General features: G+C 73.1%; 17 protein-coding genes. 5 read left to right on the forward strand and 12 right to left on the reverse strand.

The window, feature by feature from the left end; genetic code table 11:
• Positions 1 to 8: 8 nt before the first annotated feature.
• Together ACFQSB_RS16270 and ACFQSB_RS16275 are read left to right on the forward strand one after the other, a co-directional pair.
• Positions 9 to 1,406: an aminopeptidase P family protein gene (locus tag ACFQSB_RS16270; RefSeq protein WP_380827347.1), complete on the forward strand. Its 1,398-nt coding sequence runs from the start codon at positions 9 to 11 to the stop codon at positions 1,404 to 1,406.
• Positions 1,407 to 1,541: 135 nt separating this feature from the next.
• Positions 1,542 to 2,189 (forward strand): 4'-phosphopantetheinyl transferase family protein, encoded by a 648-nt coding sequence (locus ACFQSB_RS16275; protein ID WP_380827349.1) that lies wholly within the window; start codon positions 1,542 to 1,544, stop codon positions 2,187 to 2,189.
• Here the strand turns inward: ACFQSB_RS16275 and ACFQSB_RS16280 are convergent.
• Positions 2,109 to 3,161 carry a cation diffusion facilitator family transporter gene (locus ACFQSB_RS16280; RefSeq protein WP_380827351.1) on the reverse strand — a complete coding sequence of 351 codons (1,053 nt, stop codon included), beginning with the start codon at positions 3,159 to 3,161 and terminating at the stop codon, positions 2,109 to 2,111. The two genes, ACFQSB_RS16275 and ACFQSB_RS16280, sit on opposite strands and share 81 nt — an antisense overlap.
• A gap of 134 nt (positions 3,162 to 3,295) precedes the next feature.
• Between ACFQSB_RS16280 and ACFQSB_RS16285 the strand changes: the two genes are divergently transcribed.
• The 3 genes from ACFQSB_RS16285 to ACFQSB_RS16295 all read left to right on the forward strand — a co-directional run bounded on the left by ACFQSB_RS16285 (position 3,296) and on the right by ACFQSB_RS16295 (position 6,381).
• A complete protein-coding gene (locus ACFQSB_RS16285) occupies positions 3,296 to 3,790 on the forward strand; it encodes a MarR family winged helix-turn-helix transcriptional regulator (RefSeq protein WP_354846150.1) in 495 nt (164 codons plus the stop codon).
• Between the two features lie 114 nt (positions 3,791 to 3,904).
• A complete protein-coding gene (locus ACFQSB_RS16290) occupies positions 3,905 to 4,732 on the forward strand; it encodes an LppX_LprAFG lipoprotein (protein ID WP_380827352.1) in 828 nt (275 codons plus the stop codon).
• Positions 4,733 to 4,752: 20 nt separating this feature from the next.
• Positions 4,753 to 6,381: an MFS transporter gene (locus ACFQSB_RS16295; RefSeq protein WP_380827353.1), complete on the forward strand. Its 1,629-nt coding sequence runs from the start codon at positions 4,753 to 4,755 to the stop codon at positions 6,379 to 6,381.
• Positions 6,382 to 6,408: 27 nt separating this feature from the next.
• Here ACFQSB_RS16295 and der read toward each other — a convergent pair whose 3' ends face one another.
• The 11 genes from der to ACFQSB_RS16350 form a co-directional block, all read right to left on the reverse strand.
• Entirely contained in the window at positions 6,409 to 7,860 is a 1,452-nt protein-coding gene (gene der / locus ACFQSB_RS16300; protein WP_380827354.1) for a ribosome biogenesis GTPase Der, read from the reverse strand.
• A gap of 62 nt (positions 7,861 to 7,922) precedes the next feature.
• Positions 7,923 to 8,558: a (d)CMP kinase gene (gene cmk, locus ACFQSB_RS16305; protein ID WP_354846503.1), complete on the reverse strand. Its 636-nt coding sequence runs from the start codon at positions 8,556 to 8,558 to the stop codon at positions 7,923 to 7,925.
• Between the two features lie 116 nt (positions 8,559 to 8,674).
• Entirely contained in the window at positions 8,675 to 9,769 is a 1,095-nt protein-coding gene (locus tag ACFQSB_RS16310) for a prephenate dehydrogenase (protein WP_380827356.1), read from the reverse strand.
• Positions 9,766 to 10,125, reverse strand: a complete 360-nt coding sequence (gene aroH, locus ACFQSB_RS16315) for a chorismate mutase (protein WP_354846136.1) — start codon at positions 10,123 to 10,125, stop codon at positions 9,766 to 9,768. The genes ACFQSB_RS16310 and aroH overlap by 4 nt, the downstream gene beginning before the upstream one ends.
• 49 nt (positions 10,126 to 10,174) lie before the next feature.
• Positions 10,175 to 11,962 carry a pseudouridine synthase gene (locus ACFQSB_RS16320; protein ID WP_380827357.1) on the reverse strand — a complete coding sequence of 596 codons (1,788 nt, stop codon included), beginning with the start codon at positions 11,960 to 11,962 and terminating at the stop codon, positions 10,175 to 10,177.
• Entirely contained in the window at positions 11,959 to 12,561 is a 603-nt protein-coding gene (gene scpB, locus ACFQSB_RS16325; RefSeq protein ID WP_354846131.1) for an SMC-Scp complex subunit ScpB, read from the reverse strand. Before scpB ends, ACFQSB_RS16320 begins: the two co-directional genes overlap by 4 nt.
• Positions 12,551 to 13,453 carry a segregation and condensation protein A gene (locus ACFQSB_RS16330; protein WP_354918891.1) on the reverse strand — a complete coding sequence of 301 codons (903 nt, stop codon included), beginning with the start codon at positions 13,451 to 13,453 and terminating at the stop codon, positions 12,551 to 12,553. Before ACFQSB_RS16330 ends, scpB begins: the two co-directional genes overlap by 11 nt.
• Positions 13,454 to 13,538: 85 nt before the next feature.
• Positions 13,539 to 14,465: a ParA family protein gene (locus ACFQSB_RS16335; RefSeq protein WP_380827359.1), complete on the reverse strand. Its 927-nt coding sequence runs from the start codon at positions 14,463 to 14,465 to the stop codon at positions 13,539 to 13,541.
• 90 nt (positions 14,466 to 14,555) lie between these two features.
• The gene (locus ACFQSB_RS16340) at positions 14,556 to 15,461 is read right to left on the reverse strand and encodes a site-specific tyrosine recombinase XerD (protein WP_380827360.1); all 906 of its coding nucleotides are present in this window, start codon (positions 15,459 to 15,461) and stop codon (positions 14,556 to 14,558) included.
• A gap of 41 nt (positions 15,462 to 15,502) precedes the next feature.
• Complete coding sequence (locus tag ACFQSB_RS16345; RefSeq protein WP_380827361.1) at positions 15,503 to 16,159, reverse strand: NUDIX domain-containing protein; 657 nt, start codon at positions 16,157 to 16,159, stop codon at positions 15,503 to 15,505.
• Complete coding sequence (locus tag ACFQSB_RS16350; RefSeq protein WP_354846125.1) at positions 16,156 to 17,826, reverse strand: CTP synthase; 1,671 nt, start codon at positions 17,824 to 17,826, stop codon at positions 16,156 to 16,158. Before ACFQSB_RS16350 ends, ACFQSB_RS16345 begins: the two co-directional genes overlap by 4 nt.
• Positions 17,827 to 17,950: the final 124 nt, after the last annotated feature.

Raw genomic sequence — 17,950 nt, forward strand, 5'->3', positions numbered from 1 at the left:
ACCGCGAGATGAGCGATCGACTGAACACCGGCAGCCACGACCTGCCCATATCCGATGCGCTGGCCGCCTTCATGACCGGCGGCTGGGCCGACACGACCCGCCCGGACCTGGCGGCGCTGCCGCTGGCCTCCTACACCGCCAAGCGCCGGGCCGCCCTGGTCCAGCGGTTCCCCGGCGAGCGGCTGGTCATCCCGTCCGGGACGCTGAAGGTCCGCAGCAACGATTCCGACCACCGCTTCCGCCCCCACAGCGCCTTCGCGTACCTGACCGGCGGGCAGGAGCCCGACGATGTGCTGGTCATCGCGCCCTCGGGGGCGGCGACGCTGTTCACCCGCCCCCGGTCGCCCCGCTCGGCGGAGGGCGCGGCGGGGCAGGAGTTCTACCGCGACCGCAAGTACGGCGAGTTCTGGGTGGGCGCCCGGCCCACCCTGGCCGAGGCCGAGGCGCTGTACCAGATCGAGTGCGCGCCGATCGACCGCCTGCCCGAGGCCCTCACCGGCACGGCCCGGGTGCTGCGCGAGGTGGACGCCTCCGTCGACGCGCGGGTGGCGCCACACGAGGGGGACGAGGAGCTGACCGCGTTCCTGTCGGAGATGCGGCTGATCAAGGACGACTGGGAGGTCGCCCAGCTGCAGCACGCCGTCGACGCCACGGGCCGTGGTTTCCAGGACGTGGTGCGCGCGCTGCCGCAGGCCCTCGCCCACCCGCGCGGCGAACGGTACGTCGAAGGCGTCTTCGGGCTGCGGGCCCGGCTGGAGGGCAACGCGACCGGGTACGACAGCATCGTCGCCTCCGGCGCGCACGCCTGCGTCCTGCACTGGATCCGCAACGACGGCGCCCTGAACCGCGACGAGCTGCTGCTGCTCGACGCCGGCGTCGAGTCCGACGACCTCTACACCGCCGACGTCACCCGCACCCTGCCGCTGTCGGGCCGGTTCAGCCCCGTCCAGCGGCAGGTCTACGAGCTGGTGTACGAGGCCCAGAGCGCGGCCATCGCCGTCCTGCGGCCGGGAGCCCGCTTCCGTGACTTCCACGCCGCCGCGATGCGCGTCATCGCCGAAGGGCTGCGTGAGTGGGGCGTGCTGGACTCGGCCGACGGAGACCTGCACCGCCGCTACACGCTGTGCAGCAGCGGGCACATGCTCGGCCTGGACGTCCACGACTGCGCCAGGGCCCGCGCGTCGGTCTACCTGGACGGCGTGCTGGAGGCCGGTCAGGTGCTCACCGTCGAACCCGGCCTCTACCTGCAGCCGGACGACCTCACCCTGCCGCCGGAGCTGCGCGGCATCGGCGTGCGCATCGAGGACGACCTGCTGATCACCGAGGACGGCGCCCGGCTGATGTCCTCGGCCCTCCCCCGCCACCCCGACGAGGTCGAATCCTGGATGGGAGCCCTGCTCGGCTGACCCGGACGCTCGACAGGTCCGTTCGGCGTCGTCAACGACGGCCGGCAGGCCCGCTCGGCGTCATCCCTGACGGCCGAGCGGGCCGGGTTGGGTCCGCGCCCCCCGGCGTGATCGGCGGGCCGTTAGGGTGGGCGGGTGCGCGATTCGATCGTGATGGCCGGGCGTGCCGACGCCGTGCTGGCCGCTGTGGGCGGCACGCTGACCGACACCGAGCGCGAGCGGGCGTCCCGCTTCGTCCGCGAACGTGACCGGGACGACTTCGTGGCCGCCCACCTGCTGGTCAGGCAGTGCGCCGCCGCCCTCCTCGGACGGCCCGCCGAGGAGCTGACCCTGATCCAGTACTGCGACAAGCACGGCCCCGGCCACGGCCGCCCGTCCATCGCCGAGGTGCCCGAGCTGGGCGTCAGCCTGTCGCACACGGCCGGGTACGTGTGCGCGGTCGCGGGGCCGGGCCGGGTCGGCGTGGACGCCGAGCACGTGCCGCGGGGCGACGTGGACCGCGGCCTGGTCGAGTTCACCCTGTCCCCGGCCGAGTTCGCCCTGATCGGTCACGACAAGCGGCGGGTGATCCGCCAGTGGGTGCGCAAGGAAGCCCTGGTCAAGCGAGGCGAGCTGACGATCGACGACTTTCCGCTGACCGACCTTTCCGACATGGACGGCGAGGTGGATCCGTCGGGCTCGTCCGGCTGGCGCGGGCGCCGGCTACTGGAGTGGACGGCCGGCGCCGTCATCGGCTGCGCCGTCACCGACCACCCGGCCGAGCTGCGCCGGATCGACGGCTGAGGGCACCGGCGGCCGCGCCGCGCGGCGCGGGACGTCGGGCCCCGGCGTGGGGTCGAGGAAGACGTGCGTGACACCCCGGAAACGATCCCTCAGCCGGTGCTCGATGTCGTCGGAGACCTGCTCCAGCCGGTCGCCGGAGCACTCGTCCACGAAATCGATCTTCGCGGCGACCAGCACGTCGTCCGGGCCGAGCATCATGGTCAGCAGTTCGACGACCTCGTTGACCTCGGCCCGTCCGGTGATCTCCTCGAGGATCGCGCGCTGGACGCGCGGCGGGGCCGCCTGGCCGATCAGCAGCGAGGCGTTCGCCTTGATCAGGTACAGCGCGACGCCGAGCAGCAGCAGGCCGATCACGATCGAGGCCAGGCCGTCCCACACCGCCGACCCGGTGAGCTGGAAGCCCAGCAGGCCGAGGGCGGCCACGCCGATGCCGACCAGCGCCGCGGAGTCCTCGAACACGACCGCCTTGACCGCCGTGTCGGTGGTGTGCACCACGTACCGCTGCGGGCTCACGTTCAGCCGGTCGGCCTCCCTCCGCACCTGGTGGACGGCACGGAAGAACGAGACGCCCTCCAGCACGAAGGCGATCACCAGCACGATGTAGGACACCTTGAGGTCGCCCAGGTCCTCGCCGTCCCTGATCGTCTGCACGCCGTGGGTGATCGAGAACCCGGCGCCGATCAGCAGCGTCGCGCCAGCCGCCATCAACGCCCAGAAGAACCCGGCCTTGCCGTGCCCGAAGGGATGCCGGGAGTCGGCCGGGTGCCCGCTGCGCCGGACCGCGACCAGCAGCAGCACCTCGGTCACCGTGTCGGCGGCCGAGTGCGCGGCCTCCGACAGCATGGCCGACGAGCCGCTGATCAGGCCGGCCACCATCTTGGCCACCGCGATCGCGAGGTTGATGCCCGCGGCCACCGCGACCGTGAGGAAACTCTCCTGGCCGGAATCCGGCTCCGTCGCCTTCTCGCTCATCTCGCCGCTCCTTCCCCCTGTCTGGGCCGGGATACATCGTTCCAGCCGGAAAATTTCCTAAATAAGGGACGATCCGGGGATCCGACCGAGGTCAACCGCCTCATGAACGCTCCCGGAGAGATAGATTCACAACCATGAGCACGGCGGAATCCGACGACCTGGACACCAATTGGCTGAGCGGCGGGGAGCAGCGAGCGTGGCGCGCCCACCTGGCGGCCCACAAGCTTCTCGAGCATCGGCTCGACCGCGAGCTTCAGGCGTCCGGACTGTCGCTGAACGACTACGAGATCCTGGTGAACCTGTCAGAGAGCCCGGGTCATCGCATGCGCATGAGCGACCTGGCCGAGGCCACCATCCAATCTCGCAGCCGCCTGTCCCACCAGATCGCGCGCATGGAGGCCGCCTCCCTGGTCAGCAGGGAGAGCTGCCCGGACGACCGGCGGGGAACGTTCGCGGTGCTCACCGAGCAGGGGTGGGAGACGATGCAGCGGGTGGCGCCCATGCACGTCGCCAACGTCCGCTACCACTTCATCGACCGCCTCACGCCTGAGCTGGTGCAGGCGCTGGAGGTCGCCTACACCCCCGTGGTCAAGCACCTGCTGCGCCTGCGCGCCGAAGAACGCGCCTAGCCTCCTCAGGAGCCGTCCCGTCCGGCCTGGCCGGGCGGGTGCGGGTCGTCCGACCCCAAACCGATACCTGGGAAAGTCGTGGATGCGCCGCCCGCGGTGGCTAGCATCCCGGCTGTGTCGAATAGGTCGCTCACTTCCCGGTCCCGCCTCGCCGCATCCCCCGGCGACGGTCCCTCCCGGCTCGCCCCCGCGCGCACGGGCCCCTCGCCGCGTACCGCCTCCCGCGACGGCGCACCGCCGCCGCGGCGGGCGCCGGTGCTGGTGACGTGGCTGATCGCCTCGCTGTTGCTGGCCCTCGCCTGCACCTCCGCCTGCACGTCCTCGCCGGGCGGCGACGCGCTGCCGGCCGGACGCGACCTGCTCGACAAGGCCGCGGCGGCGATGCGCGAGGTCAAGACCGTCGCCTTCACGATCACGACCGAGGGCAAGCCCCCGGTGCCGGTCAAGAACGCCGACGGCGCCCTGACCCGTGAGGGCGACGCCAAGGGCACCCTGCAGATCGACGTCCTGGGCAACCTTCAAGAGCTCAACTTCGTCCTGACCGGCGACACCGTCTACTTCAAGGGCCCCACCGGCGGCTACCAGACGATGACCCGCAAGCAGTTGGCCGGCATCTACGACCCCTCGGCCATCCTCAACCCCGACACCGGGGTGGCACGGCTGCTGTCCACCGCCACCGACCCCAAGACCGAGGCCGCCGAGAAGGTCGGCGGCGTGGACGCCTACCGGGTGGCGGTGACGCTGTCGCAGCAGGTCATCATCACGCTGGTGCCGGGGGTGAACCAGGGGGTCACGGGGCAGGTGTGGGTGGCCAAGGACACCGGCCGCCTGCTGAAGGCGAGCCTGCCGCTCGGCAGCGGCGCCAACACCGGCACGGTCGTGGTCGCCCTCGACGACTACGACGCCCCGGTGACCATCGCCACCCCGAGCGCGAGCCCATGACCCGCCCAGAGCACGAATCCATGACCCACCCCGAGCGCCAGACCCGCCCCGAGCACGAATCCATGACCCACGCCGAGCGCGAGCCCATGAGCCATTCCGGCGAACCGGTCCCCGCTTCCTCTCCGGCGCCCCATGCGGAGCCCGGCTCGGCGGCCGCGCCCGCCGGCCCGGTCGCGGTCCGGCGGGTGGCCCTGGGCGTCGGCGGGACGGCCGTCCTGCTGGCCGCGCTGGACGCCTACGTCGTGGTGACCGTCCTGATCGACGTCGCCCGCGACCTTGGCGTGCCCGTCAACCACCTCGAACGGGCCACCCCGATCGTCACCGGCTTCCTGCTCGGCTACGTGGCCGCCATGCCGTTGCTCGGGCAGCTCTCCGACCGGTACGGGCGACGGCCGCTGATCCACGCCTGCCTGGCCGGGTTCGCGGCCGGCTCCGCGGTCACCGCGCTCGCCGCGTCGGTCCCGCTGCTCACGGCCGGCCGCACGCTCCAGGGCATCGCGGGCGGCGCGCTGCTGCCGATCACGATGGCGCTCGTCGGCGACCTGTGGGACGAGCACGCCCGACCGGTCGCCCTGGGGGCCGTGGGCGCGGCGCAGGAGCTGGGCAGCGTCCTCGGCCCCCTGTACGGGGCGGGGGTGGCCGCGCTGGTGGGCTGGCGGGGCATCTTCTGGGTCAACATCCCGCTCGCCCTGATCGCGGCGGTGGCCGTCCACCGGGCGGTGCCGCCGCCCGCGCCGCGCGGCGGGCCCCGGACGCGCGTCGACGTGGTGGGCGGGCTGCTGCTGGCCCTCGCGCTGGGCCTGCTCGTGGCCGGGCTGTACAACCCCGAGCCCGACAAGGCGGTCCTGCCCTCCTGGGGCGTGCCGGCGATCGCGGCGGGCGTGGTCGCCGTCGCGGGGTTCGTCGCGTGGGAGCTGCGCGCGCCCGTGCGGCTGCTGGCCATGGCCGGCGTGCGGCGCGCCCCGTTCTGGGCGTCGCTCGGGGTCAGCTTCCTCACCGGGGCTGCGCTGCTGGTCACCCTGGTGGACGTGCAGCTCGCCGCCCAGACCCTGCTGGGCGAGGACACCGTCGGGGGTGCGCTGGTGCTCTCGCGGTTCCTGGTCGCCCTCGCGCTCGCCGCGCTGGCGGGCGGGGTGCTGGCCCGCCGGTTCGGCGAGCGGGCGGTCGCCGTGGCAGGGCTGGCCGTGGCCGCCGCCGGATACTTCCTGATCTCCCGCTGGCCGCTGGACCCCGCGGCCGCCTCCTACCCGTTCGGCCTGTCACGCGTGGACGTCGACCTGGCCGTGGCGGGCCTGGGGCTGGGCGCGGTGATCGCGCCGGTGTCCTCGGCCGTGCTGCGGGCGACCCCCGCCGGACGCCACGGGGTCGCCTCGGCGGCGGTCGTGGTGACCCGCATGATGGGCATGCTGCTGGGCGTCGCCGCGCTGTCGGCCTGGGGGTTCCACCGCTTCCAGTCGCTGACGGCCCATCTGGACACGCCGCTGCCGTTCGGCGTGGAACGCGCGGAGTACGCCCGGCGGCTGGCCGAGTACAGCGCGAAGGTCGTCCAGGCGCTGCACACGGAGTACACCGAGATCTTCCTGCTGACCGCCGCCCTGTGCGCCGTGGGCGCCGTGACGGCCCTCGCCCTCCCCCGCCGCCGGCCGTGAGCCGGGCCGGCGGGGAGAGGTGAGCGGCTACTTCTTCTTGGCGGCGCCGCGCTTGTCGCGGATGCGCATGCTGACCTCCACCGGGGAGCCGGCGAAGCCGAACTCCTCGCGGATGCGGCGCTCGATGAAGCGGCGGTAGGTCTCCTCCAGGAAGCCCGAGGTGAACAGCACGAACTTGGGCGGCTCGGTCGACGCCTGCGTGGCGAACAGGATCTTGGGCTGCTTGCCGCCGCGCACCGGCGGCGGGGTGGCCGCGACCAGGTCCGACAGGAAGGTGTTGAGCCGGGCCGTCGGCACGCGCGTGCTCCAGGACTCAAGGGCCCGCTCGATCGCCGGGACCAGCCGGTCGACGTGCCGCCCGGTCTTGGCGGAGATGTTGACCCGCAGCGCCCACGGGACGCGGACGAGCTGGCGGTCGATCTCCTTCTCCAGGTAGTGGCGGCGGTCCTCGTCGACCAGGTCCCACTTGTTGAACGCGACGACCATGCAACGGCCCGACTCGATGACCATGCTGATGATGCGCAGGTCCTGCTCGGTGAGCACCTCGGAGGCGTCGATGAGCACGACGGCGACCTCCGACCGCTCCAGGGCGGCCTTGGTGCGCATGCCCGCGTAGAAGTCGGCGCCCTGCAGCTCGCGCTCGCGGCGCCTGATGCCCGCGGTGTCGACGAAGCGCCAGGTCTTGCCGCCCAGCTCGACCAGCTCGTCGACCGGGTCGCGGGTGGTGCCCGCCATCGGGTCGACCAGCACCCGCTCCTCGCCGGCCAGCTTGTTCAGCAACGAGGACTTGCCGACGTTCGGCTTGCCGACCAGCGCGACCCTGCGGGGCCCGCGCTCGGCGCCGAACCGCTGCGGCGGGGCCTCGGGCATGATCTGCAGCAGGACGTCCAGCAGGTCTCCGCTGGAACGGCCGTGCAGGGCCGACACCGGCTGCGGCTCGCCGAGGCCGAGCGACCACAGGGCCGTCGCCTCCAGCTCCATGCGCTGGTCGTCCACCTTGTTGGCGGCCAGCACGAGCGGCTTGCCCGAACGGCGCAGCACCGCGGCGACGGTCTCGTCGGCGTCGGTCACCCCGACCGTGGCGTCCACCACGAACAGGATCACATCGGCCAGCTCGACCGCGATCTGCGCCTGCTCGGCGATGCGCAGCGCCATGCCGGTGGCGTCGGGATCCCACCCGCCGGTGTCCACCAGGGTGAAGCGGCGGCCCCGCCAGGTGCCCTCGTAGGTCACCCGGTCGCGGGTCACGCCGGGCACGTCCTCCACGACCGCCTCGCGGCGGCCGATGATGCGGTTGACCAGCGTGGACTTGCCCACGTTCGGACGCCCCACGACGGCGACCACCGGCAGTGGGCCGGCGTCCGGCTCGGCCTCGGCGGGCGCGCCGTCCTGCTCGAATTCCGCGAGGTCGGCCTCGATCCAGCCGGCCTCGTCGTCGTACTCCCCCGTCACGTCACGTCCGTTTCCATCGGGGCCCATCCTTGCCTCGGCGGCCGGCGGGCGCGGCGCCCCGGAGGGCGTCCCGCTCGCGCGTCACCGGATCAGGTGCGCTCTTTCACAAGTCTGAGGACCTCGGAGACGACCTCTTCGAGGTTGAGCTCCGTGGTGTCCAGCTCGACCGCGTCCGCCGCCATCACCAGAGGGTCGGCCTTGCGGGTCGAGTCAAGGGTGTCACGCCGCGCCATCGCGGCCCGCTGGGCCTCCACGGTGGTGCCGGTCAGCTCGGCGGTGCGGCGCCGGGCGCGGGCCTCGGGGCTCGCGGTCAGGTAGATCTTGACGGGCGCGCCGGGGGCCACCACGGTGCCGATGTCGCGTCCCTCCACCACGATGTCGCCCTCGCCGATGATGGCGCGCTGCTCGGCGACCAGCCGGGCGCGCACCTCGGGCACCGCGCTGACCGCGGACACCGCCGCGGTGACCTCGCCGGTGCGGATCTCGGCGGAGACGTCGCGGCCGTCCGCCGTGACGCCCGGGGCGTCCGGGTCGGTGGCGATGACGAGCACCGGCTCGCCGGCCCGGCCGGCGACCGCGGCCGCGTCGGCCACCTCGACGCCGTGCTCGAGCATCCACCAGGTGATCGCGCGGTACATCGCCCCGGTGTCGAGATAGCGCAGCCCGAGCGCGCGCGCCACCCCGCGCGACGCACTCGACTTGCCCGACCCCGAAGGGCCGTCCATGGCGACGACCAGTGCGGTCACGGCATCTCCCTCTGCGTCCCGATTGAGTTGTCCGCAATGAGGGTACCGGGAATCCTCCACCACCCGGGCATCGTCGGCCCAAGCCCCTGACGGGACTAGGGCACATGCCACCCGTGCGAGCGCAGGGCCTCGGCGAGCACCTCGGCGGACTCGGGCTGGACCGACAGTTCGGCGGCGCCCAGCGGCAGCCCGGGGGCGTGCTCCAGGCGGACGTCCTCGATGTTGACCCCGGCGTCCTGGGCCACCTGGAACAGGCGCGCCAGCTCGCCGGGCCGGTCGCCGACGAGCACCTGCACCACGGCGTACGCCCGCGCGGGCCCGCCGTGCTTGCCGGGGATGCGGCTCCGGCCGGCGTTTCCGCGCCGCAGCAGCTCGGTGACCCGCGCTATGGCCCCGTCGTCGTCCACCGAGACCGCGCGCAGGGCCGCCGCCGCTGCGGCCAGGTCGGTGGCGACGGCCTCCAGGACCTCCGCCACCGGGCGGGCGTTGCCCGACAGGATGACCGTCCACAGGTCAGGATCGCCGCCCGCGACCCGGGTGACGTCCCGCACTCCCGGCCCGGCCAGGCCGAGCGCGGTGTCGGAGGCGCCGACCAGCCGCGCGGCGACGGCGGAGGCGGCCACGTGCGGGGCGTGCGAGATCAGCGCGACGGCCTCGTCGTGCGCCACCGGGTCGACCTTGACGGCGTTGCCGCCGCACAGCTCGATGAGCGACAGCACGGCCGCGACGGCGCGCGGCGAGGTCTCGCGCCCGGGGCAGTACGCCCAGGGACGGCCGAGGAACACATCGGCCCGGGCCGCGCCGGGCCCGGACCGCTCGCGGCCGGCCAGCGGGTGGCCGGCCACGTAGGCGCTCAGGTCACAGCCGAGCCGGCGCGCCTGCTCGATGGGCAGCGCCTTGACGCTGGCCACGTCGGTGTAGAAGCGGGCGGCCTCGGTCTTCTGCAGGTCGAGCAGCCAGTCGGCCACGAACTGGGGCGGCACGGCGATCACGGCCAGGTCGACGCGGTCGCCGCCTGGCTCCCACTCGTCCCCGGCGCCGAGCTCGCACGCCACGCGCACCGCACCGGGGCTCTGGTCGGTGAGCTTGACGGTGACGCCGTGCTCGCGCAGGGCCAGGGCGACCGACGTGCCGATCAGCCCGGTGCCGACGACCAGGACGCTCTCGATGCCGCGCGGCCGTTCGTTCACTGGGCGATGTCCACTCTCAGCGCGGCGGCGCCGCGCAGGTAGACGTGCTGGATCTGCTGGCGGGGGCGGTCGGTGGCCACGTGGGCCATCAGCCGGACGACCCGGGGCAGCGCCCCGGGCACGTCGATCTCGCTGGCGCAGATCAGCGGCACGTCGTGGAAGCCGAGCTTGCGGGCGGCGAGCGCGGGGAACTCCGCGGTGAGGTCGGGAGTGGCCGTGAAGATCACGCTGATCACCTCGTCGGTGGTCAGCCTGTTGCGCTCCATGACCTCGCTGACCAGCTCGGTCACTCCCTCGAGGATCGCCTCCCGATCGTTGGAATCGATCTGGACGGCGCCCCGGATGGCCCGCACCATGGCTTTCCCCTCTCGCAGGGCGTCCGGTCGTGCTCCGCTTCCCGTCAGGCTACATTCCCACGGTGGCGTAGAGTTCGCCGACCTCCACGAGGGTGAGCGCGCGCAGGGTGCCCGGCTTGAGCCGGCCGAGCTTGACCGGCCCGAACTCGATGCGGGCCAGGTCGATCACGTTGTGACCGGCGAGCTCCAGCATGCGCCGCACGACGTGCTTGCGCCCCTCGTGCAGGACGACCTCGACCAGGGCCTGCTGACCGTGCTCCTGCACGATCTTGAACTCGTCGGCCTTGACCAGGCCGTCCTCCAGCTCGACGCCCGACTTCAGCCGGCGGCCCAGGTCGCGCGGAATGGGCCCGGGCACCTTGGCCCAGTACTTCTTCTGCACGCCGAAACTCGGGTGGGTCAGCCGGTGGGCCAGCTCGCCGTCGTTGGTGAGGATGATCAGGCCCTCGGTCTCGGTGTCCAGGCGCCCGACGTGGAACAGCCGCTCGGTGCGGTCGGCCACGTAGTCGGCCAGCGACGGACGGCCCTCGGGGTCGGACATGGTGCTGACGACGCCGATCGGCTTGTTGATCGCGAAGTAGACCAGGTCGGGGGCGGTGGGGATGCGCTTGCCGTCGACGTGGATGACCTGCTTGGCCGGATCGACGCGGGCGCCGAAGCGCCGCACGACCTGGCCGTCCACGGTGACCCGTCCCTCGCCGATCATCTCCTCGCAGGTGCGCCGCGCCGCGACGCCGGCCTGGGCGAGGACCTTCTGCAGCCGGATGCCGTCGGGCACCTCGGTGGTGTCGCGCTCGTCGGTGTAGCCGGCGGGGAAGAAATCGGGGTCGCGCAGCGGCTGGCGGGCGGTCTTGAACGCGCCGCCGCGCTCGGGACGGGCGGCCTGCCCGCGCCCGGCCGGGGCTCCGGAGCGCGTCGCCTTGCCGCGCGCCGCGGGAGCGCCGCCACGACCGGCCGCGTCGCGGCCCGCGGGCGCGGCGCCACGGCCGAAGCGGTCCTGCGCCCGGCCGCCCTCGGGGCGGCCGTAGCGGCCACGGGTGCCGGCGGACGAGCCGCCGAGCGAGCCGCCGATGGTCTGCACCTCGTCGCGCCGGCCCTCACGCCGGTCGTCGCGCCCGTACCGGCCGCCGGAGCCGCCGGCGAAACGGCCCTCGTCGCGGACGGGCCGGTCGCGGCCGGTCTCGTCCCTGCCGTAGCGCTCGCGGGAGCCGCCGCGCCCGGCGCGCGGAGCCGCGCGGTCGTCGTCGCGGAAGGAACCCCGGCGGTCGTCGCCGAAGGAACCACGCCGCTCGTCACTCCGGAACGGAGGACGCCGATCGTCGCCGCGCGGGGCACCGCCCCGGTCATCGCGGAAGGAGCTCCTGCGGTCATCGCCGCGGGACGAACCGCCCCGGTCGTCGCGGAAGGAACCCCGGCGGTCGTCGCCGAAGGAACCACGCCGCTCGTCACTCCGGAACGGAGGACGGCGGTCATCGCCGCGAGGCGAACCGCCCCGGTCGTCGCGGAAGGAGCCCCGGCGGTCGTCACCACGGGACGAACCGCCCCGGTCGTCGCGGAACGAGCCCCGGCGGTCGTCGCCGAAGGAGCCGCGCCGCTCGTCGCCCCGGAACGGGGCACGGCGGTCGTCGCCGGACGCCCCGCCTCGGTCGTCGCCCGGCCTGCCGTATCGCGCGCGAGAGCCGCTCTGGCCGCCTCCTCGCGGGCCGCCTCCGCTCCGGAAGCCGCCGGAGCCGCCACGGGCTCCGGCCCCTCCACGGGAGCCTGAGGCGCCGCCGGGGGCGCCGCCGCGTCCTCGACCGCGTCCATCACCGGACGGGGTACCACGCCTGTTGTTCACTTCTGATGCTCCTCTAGGTTTTCCACGTCGTCGGGGAGGAACGGGGCGAGCGCGGGCAGCTCGTCGAGGCTCCGCAGCCCCAGCCTCTCCAGGAAGTACGAGCTCGTGCGGTAGAGCACCGCCTGGCTCTCGGGATCGGTGCCGGCCTCCTCGACCAGCCCGCGCGCCGCCAGCGTGCGCATGACGCCGTCGCTGTTGACCCCTCGTACGGCGGCGACCCTCGCCCGGCTCACCGGCTGGCGGTAGGCCACGACCGCGAGGGTCTCCAGGGCGGCCTGCGTCAGACGGGCCTGCTGCCCGTCGCGGACGAAGCGCTCCACCACCGCGGCGCACCCGGCCCGCGTGTAGAGACGCCATCCTCCGGCGACCTCCCGCAGGTCGAAACCCCGCCCGTCGGCGGTGTATTCCGCCGACAGCTCGCGCAGGGCCTCGGCGACCTCGCGCGAGGGGCGTTCGAGCACCTGGGCCAGGGTGACCTCGGCGACCGGTTCGTCGACGACGAGCAGGATGGCCTCCAGGCCGGCCCGCAGGCCCGGCTCGGCGGTCTCGCCGGCGGGGACGGGCGCGTCGCCGGGCGGGCGCCCGGCGTCAGGACTCATCGGCTGCATCTTCGCTCTCTCGGCCTTCGGGGTGCGGCCGGCCGCCGGCGTCGTCGCCGTCCTGCCGGTCGCGGTCGCCCGCGGGGCCCTCGTCGTAGTCGTCGACCACCGCGACGTCTCCGTCGTCGGCGCCCGTCCAGGTCACGTGCAGATCTCCGAGCGGCTCTATCTGCTCGAAGGAGACCGCGGCCTCCCGGTAGAGCTCAAGGACGGCCAGGAAGCGCGCGATGACCTCGAAGGTGCCCGCGCAGTCGGCGGTCAGGGCCCGGAACGTCGCGGTGCGCACGCGCCGGAGCCGCTGCACAAGGATAGCCGCTTGCTCGCGGACGTTGGCGACCGGTTGGTAGATGTGGGCGGTGGACACCGACGGCGCGGCCTTCGGCGTGAACACCCTCGCCGCGATCTTGGCCAGCCGCTCGGGGCCGATGCCGAGCACCAGTTCGGGCAGCAGCCCCGCGAACTGCGGCTCCATGGGCACCGACCGGGGGAAGCGCAGGGCCTCCTCGGCCATCCGGCCGGCGAAGACCTTCGCGACCTCCTTGTAGGCGCGGTACTGCAGCAGGCGGGCGAACAGCAGGTCGCGGGCCTCCAGCAGCGCCAGGTCCTCCTCGTCCTCCACCTCGCCCGTGGGCAGCAGGCGGGCGGCCTTGAGGTCCAGGAGAGTGGCGGCGACGAGCAGGAAGTGGCTGGCCAGGTCCAGGTCCCACTCGGGGCCGCGGGAGCGGATGTGCGCGATGAACTCGTCGGTCACCTGGTGCAGGGACACCTCGGTGATGTCGAGCTTGTGCTTGGAGATCAGCGCGAGCAGCACGTCGAAGGGGCCTTCGAAGACCTCCAGGTGCACCTGGAAGGCGTCCGGCCTGGCCTGGGCCGTCTCGGGCTCTGGGGTCACCGGCCCATTGTCCCGCACGGCGGCCGCCGCCGCGCGGGACCGCCCTCACGGCCGGCGGTGCGGACCGGTCGGCGGTGCGGGCGGATCAGCCCTCCTGTGACCAGCGGGCCAGGACCTCGCGAGCCAGCTCGCGGTAGGCGGTGGCGCCCATGGAGGCGGAGTCGAACTGGGTGATCGGCTCGCCGGCGAGGGTGGCGTCGGGGAACCGGACGGTGCGGTTGATCACCGTGTGGAAGACCTTGTCGCCGAAGCCCTGCATGATCGTCTGGAGCACCTCGCGCGCGTGCAGCGTGCGCGGGTCGTACATGGTGGCCAGGATGCCGTCGATCTCGAGGTTCTTGTTCAGGCGCTCCTGCACCTTGGTGATCGACTCCATCAGCAGGGCGACGCCCCGCAGCGCGAAGAACTCGCACTCGAGCGGCACCATGACGCTGTGCGCGCAGGTCAGCGCGTTGACCGCCAGCAGGCCGAGCGAGGGCTGGCAGTCGATCAGGCAGATGTCGTAGTGCGGGAGCAGCGGCTCCAGCGAGCGGCCGAGGGCGTACTCGCGGGCCACCTCGTTGACCAGCCGGATCTCGGCGCCGGACAGGAAGATGTTGCTGGGCAGCAGGTCCATGTTCTCGACGCTGGTGGCCAGCAGGACGTCCTCGGCGGTGACGTCCTGCTCTTCCATGATCAGGTCGTAGATGGTCGCCTCGAGCGGGCGCGGGTCGATGCCCAGACCGACCGAGAGCGCGCCCTGCGGGTCGAAGTCGACGAGCAGGACCTTCTGCCCGCACTCGGCGAGCGAGGCCCCGAGGTTGATCGTCGTGGTGGTCTTGCCGACGCCGCCCTTCTGGTTGACCATGGCCACGACCCTCGCGGGGCCGTGCGTGGTCGGGGGCACCGGATCTGGGAAGACGGGACGCGGCCGGCCGGTGGGACCAAGGATCCCGTCGCTCCTGGTGTCACCCCATCCACCCTCGGGGGCACCGGGAATCTCCCGGATTGAAGCGTCTGTGGTCGCAGTCACCAGTTGAACCTCCCTGACGGCCCCGAACCGGACCGTCCGGACGGACACTATGGGGTGGGCACGTAAGCGGCAAGGCGACGCGCCCGAGAGCTATGAAGTTGGACGATCGGCCCCGTCTTGGACCGCCGCGTAGGCCGCGCGGAGCCGGTCGACCCCGACGAGGGTGTAGACCTGGGTGGTCGCGACCGAGGCGTGGCCGAGCAGTTCCTGGACAACCCTAACGTCCGCTCCTCCGTCGAGGAGGTGAGTTGCGAACGAATGGCGCAACATGTGCGGCGAGACACCGGTCAGTCCGGCCCGCTCGGCGGCCGACCGCAGCACCTCCCAGGCCCCCTGGCGGGTGAGCCGGCCTCCGCGGGCGTTGAGGAACAGCGCCGCGCCGCCGCCCCCCTGCGCCCAGATCAGCGGCCGTGCCCGCGTCAGGTAGGCGCCGAGGGCCTCGCGGGCGAACCGGCCGATCGGCACCACGCGGGCGCGCCCGCCCTTGCCCCGCAGCCGCACCCGCTCGGGCTCCACGTCCTCCACGGTCATCCCCACGGCCTCGGAGATGCGCGCCCCCGTGCCGTACAGGACCTCCAGCAGGGCCCGGTTGCGGTGGGTCAGCGGCGCGTCCTTCGGCCCGGCGGCGGCGATGAGCCGCTCGACCTCGGCCACCCCGATCGCCTTGGGCAGGTGACGCAGCCGGCTCGGCGGGTGCACCTCGCGCGCGGGGTCGTGCGCCGTCATCCCCTCGCGCGCGGCGAACCGGTGAAGCCCGCGCACGGCGGAGACGGCCCTGGCGGCCGAGCTGGCCACCAGGGCGGGATGACGCTCGTCGCCCTCGCGCAGGGCCGTCAGGAACGCCTCGACGTCCGCCTCGGCCACCTGGGCCAGGGACGGGCACCCGCGCGAGCGCAGGTGCTCCAGATAGCGCCGGAGGTCACGCCGGTAGGAGGCGAGGGTGTTGACCGCCAGGCCCCGCTCCACCGCGAGGTGGGAGAGATAGGCGGCGGACACGGCCTCGGCGTCGGCGTGTGCGCTCAGGACGGGACCTCCTGTCAGGCCTCCTCGGCGTCGGCGGGACGCAGGGTGGTGAAGCCGTCCGGCAATGCGGCGTACGCGGCGAGAATACCCGCGACGGCGGGACCATTGTGGATCATTCCGCTCAGCGTCTTATGCACGGCTTCGAGCAGCGGAACCCATACGACGGGCATGTCCACCTCCTCGTGCCGGCGCTCGAACGCCATCTCCTCCTCGGGGATCGCCTCCAGATCGCGGGCCAGGAAGACGCGGATGCGCTCGTCGGACATGCCCGGCGAGGTGAAGGTGTCCAGCAGCGTGTGCCAGGTCTTGGCCCGGTAGCCGGACTCCTCGGCCAGCTCGCGCACCGCGCACTCGACCGGCGGCTCGCCCCTGACGTCCCGGATGCCGGCGGGCAGCTCCCACAGCAGCTTGCGCACGGGATGGCGGTACTGCCGCAGCAGCAGCACCCGGTCGTCCTCGTCGAGCGCGACGACGGCGACCGAACCAGGGTGCACGACGTAGTCGCGCTCGGCGACCTCGTCGCCGGGCATGCTGACGGTGTCGGTGCGCACCGTGATCACCCGCGCCGTGAGGTGGACGCGCTCGCCCCGCACCTCCCAGGAGGAGGGCACGTCCTGGACGTCCTCGGTGCTCAGGTCGCGGGCGGGCGGGCGGCCCGGGGCGGCGCTCACGCGCCCCGCCCGGCCTTGGCGGCGGCCTCGCGCACGTCGGCGTAGGTCAGCGCCGCGTCGATCAGGCCGCGGAACAGCGGGTGCGCGCGGGTCGGGCGGGACCGGAACTCCGGGTGCGCCTGGGTGCCGACGAAGAACGGGTGCGTGTCGGCGTCCAGCTCGGCGTACTCCACGAGCCTTCCGTCCGGGGACAGCCCGGAGAACACCATGCCGACCTTCTCCAGCGGTTCGCGGTAGGCGTTGCCGACCTCATAGCGGTGGCGGTGGCGCTCGCTCACCGTTCCGGTGCCGTACAGCCCCCGCACGATCGACCCCTCGGCGAGCCGGGCGGGGTACAGGCCGAGCCGCATGGTGCCGCCCATGTCGCGCTCGCCCGCCACCACGTCCTCCTGGTCGGCCATGGTGCTGATCACCGGGTCGGCGGTCTCGGGGTCGAACTCGGTGCTGTCGGCGCCCTCGATGCCGGCCAGGTTGCGGGCGGCCTCGATGACCATGCACTGCATGCCCAGGCAGATGCCGAGCAGCGGGACCTGCCGCTCGCGGGCGTGCCGCACCGCGCCGAGCTTGCCCTCGATGCCGCGCACGCCGAAGCCGCCGGGGATGAGCACGCCGTCCACGCCGTCGAGCTCGCGCTCGGCGCCCTCGGGGGTCTCGCAGTCGTCGCTCTTGACCCAGCGGATGTTGACCCGCGCGTCGCAGGCGAACCCGCCGGCGCGCAGCGCCTCGGTGACCGACAGGTAGGCGTCGGGCAGGTCGATGTACTTGCCCACCAGCGCGATCGTGACCTCCTTGGCCGGGCGGTGCACCCGGCGCAGGAGCTGGTCCCACTCGTGCCAGTCGACGTCGCGGAACGGCAGGCCGAGGCGGCGGATCACGTAGGCGTCCAGGCCTTCGGAGTGCAGGACCTTCGGGATGTCGTAGATGCTCGGCGCGTCCACGGCCGACACCACGGCGTCCTCGTCCACGTCGCACATGAGGCTGATCTTGCGCTTGAGCGAGGTGGTGATGGGCCGGTCGGAGCGGCAGACGATGGCGTCGGGCTGGATGCCGATGCTGCGCAGCGCGGCGACCGAGTGCTGGGTCGGCTTGGTCTTCAGCTCGCCGCTCGGGCCGATGTACGGCAGCAGCGAGACGTGCAGGAAGAAGACGTTGTCCCGGCCGACCTCGTGGCGGACCTGGCGCACGGCCTCGAGGAAGGGCAGCGACTCGATGTCGCCGACGGTGCCGCCGACCTCGGTGATGACCACGTCCACGTCGGGGCCGGCCATGCCGCGGATGCGGTCCTTGATCTCGTTGGTGATGTGCGGGATCACCTGGACGGTGTCGCCGAGGTACTCCCCGCGCCGCTCCTTGGCGATGACGTTGGAGTACACCTGGCCGGTGGTGACGTTGGCCGAGCCGTGCAGCTCGGTGTCCAGGAACCGCTCGTAGTGACCCACGTCCAGATCGGTCTCGGCGCCGTCGTCGGTGACGAAGACCTCGCCGTGCTGGAAGGGGTTCATGGTGCCGGGGTCGACGTTGAGGTAGGGGTCCAGCTTCTGCATGGTGACCCGCAGGCCGCGGAGCTTCAGCAGGCGCCCCAGGCTCGAGGCTGTCAGCCCTTTGCCGAGACTGGAGGCGACGCCTCCGGTGACGAACAGATGCTTGGTGTTTGCGGCGCTGCGCAAGGAGGGTCTCCCGTGGTCCGTTCTGATCGTGGCCGTCCGACGGGCGACCTCGTGTCCACGGGCTCTCAGGATATCAAAGGACGCTCGCGAAGTGCCCGAACGGTCCGGGGCGTCCGTTCCCTGC

The sequence above is a fragment of the Sphaerisporangium rhizosphaerae genome, from assembly GCF_042665155.1.
GTDB classification, from domain to species: Bacteria; Actinomycetota; Actinomycetes; order Streptosporangiales; family Streptosporangiaceae; genus Sphaerisporangium; species Sphaerisporangium rhizosphaerae.